This window comes from Corynebacterium sp. HMSC034A01, assembly GCF_001838175.1.
Lineage (GTDB): Bacteria > Actinomycetota > Actinomycetes > Mycobacteriales > Mycobacteriaceae > Corynebacterium.
Genome location: NZ_KV835934.1, coordinates 110,543 through 120,636 on the forward strand (window position 1 = coordinate 110,543; position 10,094 = coordinate 120,636).

General features: G+C 64.5%; 9 protein-coding genes. 4 read left to right on the top strand and 5 right to left on the bottom strand.

Features of this window, described 5'->3' with window-relative positions; genetic code table 11:
• Positions 1-17: 17 nt before the first annotated feature.
• The 3 genes from mtr (at position 18) to HMPREF2791_RS03060 (ending at position 2,643) form a co-directional block, all read left to right on the top strand.
• Positions 18-1,445 (top strand): mycothione reductase, encoded by a 1,428-nt coding sequence (gene mtr / locus HMPREF2791_RS03050; RefSeq protein WP_070474116.1) that lies wholly within the window; start codon positions 18-20, stop codon positions 1,443-1,445.
• A 320-nt stretch (positions 1,446-1,765) separates the two neighbouring features.
• Entirely contained in the window at positions 1,766-2,173 is a 408-nt protein-coding gene (locus tag HMPREF2791_RS03055; RefSeq protein ID WP_070474114.1) for a hypothetical protein, read from the top strand.
• A gap of 53 nt (positions 2,174-2,226) precedes the next feature.
• The gene (locus HMPREF2791_RS03060) at positions 2,227-2,643 is read left to right on the top strand and encodes a hypothetical protein (RefSeq protein ID WP_070474112.1); all 417 of its coding nucleotides are present in this window, start codon (positions 2,227-2,229) and stop codon (positions 2,641-2,643) included.
• A 140-nt stretch (positions 2,644-2,783) separates the two neighbouring features.
• Here HMPREF2791_RS03060 and map read toward each other — a convergent pair whose 3' ends face one another.
• The 5 genes from map to dxr are packed head-to-tail and all read right to left on the bottom strand — an operon-like array spanning position 2,784 to position 9,115.
• Positions 2,784-3,683, bottom strand: a complete 900-nt coding sequence (map, locus tag HMPREF2791_RS03065) for a type I methionyl aminopeptidase (protein ID WP_070474493.1) — start codon at positions 3,681-3,683, stop codon at positions 2,784-2,786.
• A gap of 56 nt (positions 3,684-3,739) precedes the next feature.
• Positions 3,740-5,551, bottom strand: a complete 1,812-nt coding sequence (locus HMPREF2791_RS03070) for a penicillin-binding transpeptidase domain-containing protein (protein ID WP_070844335.1) — start codon at positions 5,549-5,551, stop codon at positions 3,740-3,742.
• A 1-nt stretch (position 5,552) separates the two neighbouring features.
• Positions 5,553-6,716, bottom strand: coding sequence for a flavodoxin-dependent (E)-4-hydroxy-3-methylbut-2-enyl-diphosphate synthase (gene ispG, locus HMPREF2791_RS03075; protein WP_070844337.1), 1,164 nt, complete (start codon positions 6,714-6,716; stop codon positions 5,553-5,555).
• A 20-nt stretch (positions 6,717-6,736) separates the two neighbouring features.
• The gene (locus tag HMPREF2791_RS03080; RefSeq protein WP_070844339.1) at positions 6,737-7,936 is read right to left on the bottom strand and encodes a M50 family metallopeptidase; all 1,200 of its coding nucleotides are present in this window, start codon (positions 7,934-7,936) and stop codon (positions 6,737-6,739) included.
• A 15-nt stretch (positions 7,937-7,951) separates the two neighbouring features.
• On the bottom strand, positions 7,952-9,115 hold the full coding sequence (gene dxr, locus HMPREF2791_RS03085) for a 1-deoxy-D-xylulose-5-phosphate reductoisomerase (RefSeq protein WP_070844341.1): 1,164 nt from the start codon (positions 9,113-9,115) through the stop codon (positions 7,952-7,954).
• A gap of 180 nt (positions 9,116-9,295) precedes the next feature.
• Between dxr and HMPREF2791_RS03090 the strand changes: the two genes are divergently transcribed.
• Positions 9,296-9,835 carry a DUF2631 domain-containing protein gene (locus tag HMPREF2791_RS03090; protein WP_141764896.1) on the top strand — a complete coding sequence of 180 codons (540 nt, stop codon included), beginning with the start codon at positions 9,296-9,298 and terminating at the stop codon, positions 9,833-9,835.
• Positions 9,836-10,094: the final 259 nt, after the last annotated feature.

A 10,094-nucleotide genomic window follows, 5' to 3' on the forward strand; every position in this document is an offset into this window, starting at 1 on the left:
ATATAGAGGAGAAAACCATGCCCGCTCACGACAGCAATTTGCAGGACGCCACACGCTACGACCTGATCATTGTGGGAACGGGTTCGGGCAACTCTATCCTCACTCCCGACTTCGACGACAAGAACGTCGCGATTGTGGAGAAAGGCGCGTTCGGGGGCACGTGCTTAAACGTCGGCTGCATCCCCACCAAGATGTACGTGCTTGCCGCGGAGCAGGCGTACGCGGCGCGCGAGGCCGGAAAGCTCGGCATCGATCTTGAGTACAAGGGCGCAGACTGGCCCGGGATCGTCGAGCGCGTCTTCGACAACCGCATCGACCTGATTGCCAAAGGCGGTGAGGATTACCGCCGCAACGGCTGCCCCAACGTCACCGTCTACGACGTGGAGGCGTCCTTCGTCGGCCCGAAGACGCTGAAGACTGGCCGCGGCGGGACCGAAGAGCTCATCACCGCCGATACGATCATCCTCGCCGCCGGCGCCCGCGCGTTCATCCCTGACTGGGCGCACGACGTCACCTTCCACACCAACGAGGACATCATGCGGCTTAAGCGCCAGCCGAAGTCGCTGACCATCGTCGGCGGCGGCTTCATCGCCATGGAGTTTGCGCACGTCTTTGACGCCCTGGGCACCGAGGTGACCATCATCAGCCGCTCGCAGCTGCTTCGACAGCTGGATCCGGACCTCGCAGAGCCGTTCAACAAGCTCGCCGCCGAGCGCTACACCGTCCACATGGGCCGCACGGTCACTTCCGCCGCCGAGGACAGCGAGGGTGTCACGCTCACGCTTGACGACGGCACCACGGTCACCACCGAATCCCTCCTCATCGCCACGGGCCGTATCCCCAACAGCGACACACTCAATGTCGCCGCCGCTGGCATTGAAACGCACGAAAACGGACGCGTCGCCGTCGACAAGTTCGGCCGCACCTCCGTGGACGGCGTGTGGTCGCTCGGAGACCTTTCCTCCCCGTACCAACTCAAGCACGTGGCGAACGCGGAGCAGCGCGCGGTGACGCACAACGTACTTCAAGCTTGGGCCGGCGAAAGTGGCTCGGCCATGGTGCCGATGCCGCACGATCACGTCCCGTCGGCGATCTTCACCCACCCGCAGATCGCCACAGTGGGAATGACCGAACAGCAAGCTGTGGACGCCGGCTTCGACGTCACTGTGAAGGTGCAGAACTACGGCGACGTGGCCTACGGGTGGGGTCTGGAGGACTCTACCGGCGTGGTGAAGCTGGTGGCCGACCGGAAGACCGGCCAGCTTTTGGGCGCGCATTACATGGGCCCGCAAGCCTCCACGCTGATCCAGCAAATGATCACTGTGCTCGCATATGGGCTGGACTTGCGGGACTTCCCGCGCTCCCAGTACTGGATCCACCCGTCCCTGGCAGAGGTGACCGAAAACGCGATCCTCGGCCTCGACCTGACATTCAAAGAAGTCTAAACCTCTGCTTCACCCCTCTTTCGGGGGAACAGCTGAATAGACACGACCTTTTCGACACATCTGCCGAAAAGAGCACGTGAGAGATATTTGAATTGCCCCAACCTTTTCAGCTAATGCCAAGCTTTCCAACCTTTGGTTGAACTTTTGAAAAAATTTAGGCGCCAACTTGCATACCGCTGGAAGTGTTCGGCTATTGTCAGTGCAGACACCGGGACCGAGCCCACCGGGCTTGCTATCGGTCCTAGGAGCTCAATGCCCCTGGGATTCTTTGAATTCCACCCGGACGTCGTGCAAGAACTATCAGAGAAGGATTTCGTTTCATGCGTAATTTCCGTAAGGCAGCCCTCGCCGGCGCAACCGCCGTCGCTGTGGCATTCGGCTCCACCGCAGTCGCAACCGCCGAGACCACTGAGGACAGCACCGCGGCAGAGAACACCTACGTCGCACCGTCCCGTCCGGTTGAGGCCAAGGACGGCAAGGACGGCGTAGAGCCGGCTTCCTCCCAGAAGATCACCCACTCCGAGTGGCTCCAGTTCCGCGACGAGAACGGCAACCTGCGCGGCACCGACGGTCAGGCAATCTTCGGTGAGAAGGACAACTTCGACGCACAGCCGCGTTACGCCAAGCTTGCGTACGGCGCGACCATCTTCACCGCTGTCTCCGCACTCGTCGGCCTCATCGTTGGCCCGCTGTACAACTTCTTCGTTCACGGCGAATTCAACTTCTAAGACCGCGGACTTCCGCAAACCAATTCCACTCACATTTCGAAAGAAGGAAAACGATGCGTAACTTCCGCACCGCTGCAGTTGCTTCCGCAACCGCTCTGACCGTCCTCGCTGGCGGCACCGCAATCGCGTCCGCTGAGGATGCTCAGAACGAGACCACCTCCAAGGACAAGGCCGTCGTCTTCGTCGGCAAGCAGGAGGGTGACAAGGACTTCGGTAAGGTCGTCAGCGACGGCACCAAGGGCCTGTTCGACGGCAAGGGTTCTTCCCAGTACTTTGATGACAAGGACAAGGAGTTCTACCCGACCGACGCTTTCGGCAACAAGACCAACAAGGAAGACGTTCCGCAGTGGGCTCGCTACTGGATCGACGGCTCCATCGTCGCTGCCATCGGCGCCCTGGTTGGCCTCGTCATCGCTGGCTTCAACTTCGCCTTCTACAACGGCTGGATCCAGCACCCGCTCTCCCGCTAAGCAATAGCGCTTGAGCTAGGAGGTTGAAACCCCGTCGCTGTTTGCGACGGGGTTTCGTTCTGTCTACGGGTGGACCGTAGACGTAAAGCGGGCCCGCACTGAAATGTTCCGTGCGGGCCCGTTTCAGATTCTTATGCGGTCTACTCCCCCAGCATATGCTGCCCGGCGGCGACGTCCGCGTCCGGGATGGTGAGGATTTCGTTGCCGTCGTCGGTGATCACGATGGTGTGCTCGAACTGGGCGGTGTACTCGCCGTCGACGTTCTGCACTGTCCAGCCGTCGTCCCACACTCGGTACGGCAGCTCGCCCAGGTTGATCATCGGTTCGATCGTCAGCGTCATGCCTGGCTCGAGGACGTCCGTGTAGGCGTCGGAATCGTAGTGCAGCACCACGAGCCCGTTGTGGAAGGTAGTGCCCACGCCGTGGCCGGTGAAGTCGGTGACCACGTTGTAGCCGAAGCGCTTGGCGTATGACTCGATCACGCGCCCGATCACGTTGATCTGGCGGCCGGGCTTCGCTGCCTTAATGCCGCGCATCATCGCCTGGTAAGTGCGGTCAACCAGGTCCTTGTGCTCCTGCGCCACCTCGCCTGCGAAGAAGGTGGCGTTGGTGTCGCCGTGCACTCCGTTTTTGTAGGCGGTGACGTCGATGTTGACGATGTCGCCCTCCTGGATCACCGTCGTGTCCGGGATGCCGTGGCAGACAATTTCGTTCAGGGAGATGCACGAGGACTTCGGGTACCCGCGGTAGCCCAGCGTGGACGGGTAGGCGCCGTGCTCGACCAGGTAGTCGTGGACGATGCCGTCAATCTCGTCTGTGGTTTTCCCGGGGGCTACAGCCGCACCTGCAAGCGCCAGTGCGTTCGCGGCGATCTTCGAGGCCTCGCGCATCGCCTCGATGGTCTCCGGGGTCTGGATGATCGGCTCGCCGACGTTCTCCTGAACCTCGTCCTTCCACGCGTACTCTGGGCGCTCAATGCTCTTTGGCACCTTGCGCTCTGGGGTGGGTTTTCCTGGGGTGAGTAGGCCTCGATTATTCATGTCCTCAATGGTAGACCTGTGGTCAAACGCGCCCACGCAGCCCTCCAGGAGGCTTACTAGCTTCCCGAGTCCAGGTTCAGCAGCATCCGGTCCGATAGCGCCACAGCGGCCTCGGAACCGCCGCCGAGGACTACGAGGGTGGCAAAGGCGATGTCGTCGTCTGCCCGGTAGCCGGTGAACCACGAGTGCGAGCCTTCATTGATTTCGGCCTCGCCGGTCTTGCCGCGGATATCCCCGCCCGCGGTGAACGCGCTCGCCGTGCCGCCCGGCCCAGTCACCGCCGCCATCATCTGGCGCAGCTCCTCAGCTGCCTGCGGATCCATCGGTGGTGCATCTTCGCTGAGCTTCGTTTCCTCGCCCTCCACCAGGTACGGCACGGGCAACGATCCGCGAGCGGCCGCTGCGGAGACAAGCGCCATGCCAAATGGGCTGGCCAGGTCCAAGCCCTGGCCGTAGCCGGCCTCGGTGCGGTCCAGAGGCTCCTCGCCGTCGGGGATGGAGCCGGTGATGGTCTCCACCCCGGGGATTTCCATATCGATGCCCAGGCCGAACTGTTTGCCGATGGTCTTCAACTCCCCTGGCGCCAGCTTCGTGGAAATATCCGCGAAGGTGGTGTTGCAGGAACGGGCGAACGCGGTCTCCAGCGGCACGGTGCCCAGGCCGAAGCCTGCGTAGTTGGTCACGGTGCGCCCGAAGAGGTTCATCGTGGCGGGGCACGGCACAGGCGAGCCCGGGATGAGCCCTTGCTTGGTCAGCCCGGCGAACGCGGTGAGGATCTTAAACGTCGAGCCCGGCGGGTACTGGCCCATCGTGGCCAGGTTGCCGCCTTCGTCGGCGGCAGGCGTCTGCGCAATAGCCAGAATGCCGCCCGTGGACGGACGGATGGCCACGATCATGGCCTGCTGGCCCGCAACCGGCTCCAGCGCCATCTCCGCGGCGCGCTGGATGCGGTGGTCCAGGCTGATGTGCACCGCCGGTGCCGGGGCGGCGTCCTGGCGCTTGATCTCCTCGTAGGAGGCGCCGTTTTCGTTGACCACGTCGACGCTCCACCCGGTATCGCCCTGCAGGTCGTCGCGCACCAGCTCGCCCACGCGCGCCATGATGTCGGGGGCGAAGTCCGGCTGCGCGTTGACCATCGAGGCCTCTTCGTTCAGCCGCACACCTGGCTCGCCGGCCAGTGCGCCCTCGAACGCGTCGCGCGCGGGCGCCGGCACCACGGCCACGGAGTAGGTGCCGGAAGCATCCTGCAGTTCCTTCGCAAGTTCGTCTGCGTCGCGCAACGGAACGCCGCGATCCACCTCGTGGGCCTTCGCTAGCGCCGCGCTGATACCGGCAGCCGCCGCCCCGGCGCTGCGCATCTCATCGGTGTCCACCAGCACGCGGTACGCGGTGCCGGGCTTCAGCAGCTCCACCCCGTCGGACGAGACCACACTGGCCTGCGACGGCGCCACCGCGCGCAGTTCCAAATGCTGGTTCGCGCCCAGCCGCGGGTGCAGCACGGACGGCTGCCAGCGCACGTTCCACGTATCGCCGCTTTGCGTAAGCGTCATCTGCGCCTGATACGTCAGATCACGATCGCGGGGCAGGTCCCAGCGCAGCTCATAGGTGGCGGTGGCCAGGTTGTCGTCCTGGTTGACGTCGATAAGCGATGCGCTCAAGCTCTCCGCCTGCAGCCCACCCCACGTCTCGTTGAGAGAGGTTTCGGCGGCGGACGCGTCGTCGATAAGCGCAGAGTTCACCTCACGCTTTTCCAGCGCGCTCAGAAAATCCGATGCGGCGGGTTCGGCGTCGTTGGGGCGCGGGGTGCAACTGCTTATCGACGCCGCCAGCGCCACCACCGCAACCCCCGCGACACGGCGACGCAGCATATTAGCGGGTGACCTTGACCTCGGCCTTGGCGCCCTCGACCTCCTCGAGGCCCTCCTCCTCGGCGATGCGCTGCGCGTAATCGATCAGCGTCTCCACGATCTTGGACTCCGGCACGGTCTCCACGACCTCGCCCTTGACAAAGATCTGGCCCTTGCCGTTGCCGGACGCCACGCCGAGGTCGGCGTCGCGCGCTTCGCCCGGGCCGTTGACGACGCAGCCCATCACGGCCACGCGCAGCGGGAACTCCATGCCGTCCAGGCCAGCGGTGACCTCCTCGGCGAGCTTGTACACATCCACCTGTGCGCGGCCGCAGGACGGGCAGGAGACGATCTCCAGCTTGCGCGGGCGAAGGTTCATCGACTGCAGGATCTGGTCGCCGACCTTGATCTCCTCCACCGGGTCCGCGGACAGGGACACGCGGATGGTGTCGCCGATGCCCTGCGACAGCAGCGCGCCGAAGGCCACGGAGGACTTGATGGTGCCCATGAACTTCGGGCCGGCCTCGGTCACGCCGAGGTGCAGCGGGTAGTCGGTCTTTTCCGCGAGCTGGCGGTAGGCCTCCACCATCAGCACCGGGTCGGAGTGCTTCACGGAAATGGCGATGTCGCCGTAGCCGTACTCCTCGAACAGTCCGGCCTCGTAGATCGCGGACTCCACCAGAGCCTCCGGGGTGGCCTTGCCGTACTTTTCCAGCAGGCGCTTGTCCAGGGAGCCGCCGTTGACGCCAATGCGGATCGGGATGCCCGCGTCGCCCGCCGCCTTGGCGACCTCCTTGACGCGGCCGTCGAACTCCTTGATGTTGCCGGGGTTCACGCGCACGGCCGCGCAGCCGGCGTCGATGGCCGCGAAGATGTACTTCGGCTGGAAGTGGATGTCCGCGATCACCGGGATCGGCGACTTCGCTGCAATCGCCGGCAGGGCCTCCGCGTCCACCGTCTTCGGGCAGGCCACGCGCACAATGTCGCAGCCTGCGGTGGTCAGCTGCGCGATCTGCTGCAGCGTGGCGTTGATGTCGTGCGTCTTCGTCGTGGTCATGGACTGCACAGAAATCGGGTGATCCGAGCCGACGCCGACATCTCCCACCATCAGCTGACGGGTCTTGCGGCGCGGAGCCAAAGTCGGTGCCGGGCCTTCGGGCATGCCTAATCCGATGGGGGTGTTCATGGTGGCTAACTTTAGCACCGTCAGCCAAAAATTCGGACGGGGTTGACCACGTCCGCGGCCATTACCAACACACCGACGCCGAGCAGCAGCGCAGCCATGGCGTATGTCAAGGGCATGAGCTTTTCGTAGTTCGCGGGAGCGCCCGGGCCGAGGCCACGGAGGCGTCGTAAAGCATCGCGAATCTTTTCGTACAGCACCACCGCAATGTGCCCGCCGTCGAGCGGCGGCAGCGGCACAAGGTTGAACAGGGCGAGGAAGAAGTTCAGGCTGGCCAGCATCATCCAGAACGCGGACCACATGTCCTGCTCCACCAACTCGCCGCCGGTGCGCGAGGCGCCGATGACGCTGACCGGGCCTTCGATGTCGCGCTCCGCGCCGAAGATGGAGGCCACAACGCCCGGGATTTTCGCGGGGAACGACGCGATGCCGTCCACAGTCGCGCGCAGCATCTGGCCGGAAAAGTGCAGGGTCGCGGGCACAGCCTCCGCGGGCCCGTACTGCTTCGTCACAGGCGCTGAGACGATGCCCACCGCGCCCTGGGTGACCTTCTCGCCCGTCGTAGGATCGATGCGCTCGACTGCGGCGACAGGCACGTCGAGCGTCACGGACTCACCGCCGCGCAGCACCTCGAGGGTCACCGTTTCGCCTGGCTGCTTCGCGACGGCATCGCGCAACTGCCCGAACTGCTCAATCTCCTGCCCGTTGAGCGCCACCAGCGTGTCGCCGACCTGGACACCGGCCTCGCCGGCCGGGCCCGCGCCGGAGCACTCCCCCAGCGTCTCCGCGTCCACCTGGTCGGCCACGCACACCGTCTTGCCCACGCGCGGGGAGAAGTCCGCGTCCGGGTTCGGGATGCCGGAAAAGATGGCGACAAAGTAGATGATCACCACGCCGATGAGCAGGTTCATCGCAATGCCGCCGGCGAGGACCGCGATACGCTGCCACGCCGGCTTGTTCACCATCGCGTGCGGCTCCTCCTCGGGCGTGAGGGGATCCATCGCGGTCATACCCGCGATGTCGCAGAACCCGCCGAACGGCAACGCGGCAAGGCCGTACTCGGTGTGACCCTTCGTGGTCGACCACACCGTGGGCCCAAAACCAATGAAATAGCGTCGCACGCGCATGCCGAAGGCGCGGGCAGTGAACATGTGCCCGGCCTCGTGCAGCGCAATGGACGCGGCGATCGCAAGCGCAAACGCCAAAATGCCTAACGCACCCACAAAACCCCTCGCGCGTTACGCGCTGGCGATGCGCTCGACTACGGCTTCCGCGCGCTCGCGGGCGCGGGACTCGGTGCGCAGCACCGCGTTGACGTCGGCCGGCTCCTCCGCGAAATCGTCCGCGCCGTTGAGGACGTCGGAGATGATGTCCACGATGTGCGGGAACTTGATGCGGCCTGCGATAAACGCCTCTGCCGCAACCTCGTTGGCCGCGTTGTAGATCGCCGGGTACGGCTCGCCCTTCGCCGCGGCCTCGCGGGCCAGCTTCACCGCCGGGAACGCGTCCTCATCCAGCGGCTCGAAGGTCCACTCGAAAGCCTGAGAGAAGTCCAGAGCGGGCTGCGCATCCGGGATGCGGTTCGGCCAGTTCAGCGCGTGCGAAATCGGCAGCATCATCGACGGCGGAGATGCCTGGGCGATGGTCGCGCCGTCAGTGAACGTCACCATGGAGTGGACGATGGACTGCGGGTGGACGGTCACATCGATGTCGTCCGGGTCCACGTCGAAAAGCAGTGATGCCTCAATAAGCTCGAGGCCCTTGTTCACCATCGTCGCGGAGTTCAGCGAGTTCATCGAACCCATGGACCACGTCGGGTGGTCCACGGCCTGCTCGTAGGTGACGTCCATGAGCTCCTCGCGGGACTTGCCGCGGAACGGGCCACCGGAGGCGGTGAGCACGAAGCGGGACACCTCCCCGCGCTCGCCGGAGCGCAGCGCCTGGGCCATCGCGGAGTGCTCAGAGTCCACCGGGATAATCTGTCCGGGCTTCGCAGCCTCCAGCACGAAGCGGCCGCCGGCGACGAGGGACTCCTTGTTCGCCAGCGCCAGCGTCGCGCCAGACTTCAGCGCCGCGAGGGTTGCGGGCAGGCCCGCGGAGCCGACAAGCGCGTTGAGCACAAGGTCCGCCTCCTGGGACTCCACGAGCGCGGCCGCGCAGGTGTCGCCGGTGATGACGAAGCCGCCGAGCTCCTTCGAAACCTTCTTGGCCCCGTCCAGATCGCGCACGGCAATCTGGTCGGCACTGAGGCCGAATTCTCGGGCTTGCTCGATAGCCCGGTCGGGGTTGGTTCCGCCGGTGGCAATGCCGACAACGTTGAACTGGTCTCTATGTTCGCGAATTACATCAATCGCCTGAGAACCAATAGAACCTGTCGAGCCCAAGATGATTACACTCTTCACGTCGCTATTGTGCCATGAAACGGCACGTTATGGCACCGTGAGGGCACCATCCCGTGGACTGTGGTGCGAAAGTTTGAACACATTGGGGGTGAGGAGTCCCCTTTGCCCCACCCGGTGTGCGATGATAGGCGCTGAAAGTTTTACCAATCTTGGCAACCGCTAACCCGGCTTTGAAGGAGCATTCCAGTGGCCCACGCGAAGGACAACGCACCCCAGGTGTACAACGGTGTTTCTGAGGCGGACGTTCCGTCTGCCCGTTTCGGTTGGAGCGCGTTCACTGACCGCACCATCCAGATCGCCGGCTGGATCTCCGTCCTGTTCCTTATCGCCTACAACTTTGGCAACCACCAGGGCCACGTGGAGACCATCTGGCTCATCTCCCTGGCGGTGCTGATTGCGCTCGGCCTGATCCTGCACGCGACCAAGCCGAAGCTGAACCAGGTGCGCACCGTCACCTCCCACAACAAGCCGGTGGGCCACCAGGAGCCGGACTGGATCTACGACCAGGCCACCCTCTCCGGCGACGTGTACGAGAACCTCTCCGACTCCCAGCTGCGCGCCCTGAACATCGAGCCGGGCCGCGTCGCCCACCTGCGCCCGGCACGCGGCCAGGAGCGCGTGGTCGAGCGCACCGCTGCCCGCCCGGTCGACGCGGCGCACCAGCGCGAGGACGTTGAGGTCATCACCGTCGAATCCCGCGGCAAGCACGAACGCATCTAAGTTTCTCGACGCCACCGTCACCGCCAGCCCCGCCGCTGGCGGTTTTTCGTGCCTGGTCGCCTGCGACGGTTCCCTCCACACGGCAAACCCTGTGAGCCAAACCCTGGGATCGGCCAATTTTTGCGGGCGATCCCAAGGTTTGCCTCCCAAGGTTTGTGTTACTGCCCTCCCCCGTCCCTGCCTGGATCCGCAGACCCAGAGCAAGAAACCCTGAGTATGGCCGGATTTTGGGGGCGGGATCAAGCGGTTAATGCGCCAC

Coding starts and splice junctions, on each gene's coding strand:
- ispG (WP_070844337.1), bottom strand. CDS start 6,716: ATGAACACCCCCATCGGATTAGGCATGCCCGAAGGCCCGGCACCGACT.
- mtr (WP_070474116.1), top strand. CDS start 18: ATGCCCGCTCACGACAGCAATTTGCAGGACGCCACACGCTACGACCTG.
- map (WP_070474493.1), bottom strand. CDS start 3,683: ATGAATAATCGAGGCCTACTCACCCCAGGAAAACCCACCCCAGAGCGC.
- HMPREF2791_RS03055 (WP_070474114.1), top strand. CDS start 1,766: ATGCGTAATTTCCGTAAGGCAGCCCTCGCCGGCGCAACCGCCGTCGCT.
- HMPREF2791_RS03070 (WP_070844335.1), bottom strand. CDS start 5,551: ATGCTGCGTCGCCGTGTCGCGGGGGTTGCGGTGGTGGCGCTGGCGGCG.
- HMPREF2791_RS03060 (WP_070474112.1), top strand. CDS start 2,227: ATGCGTAACTTCCGCACCGCTGCAGTTGCTTCCGCAACCGCTCTGACC.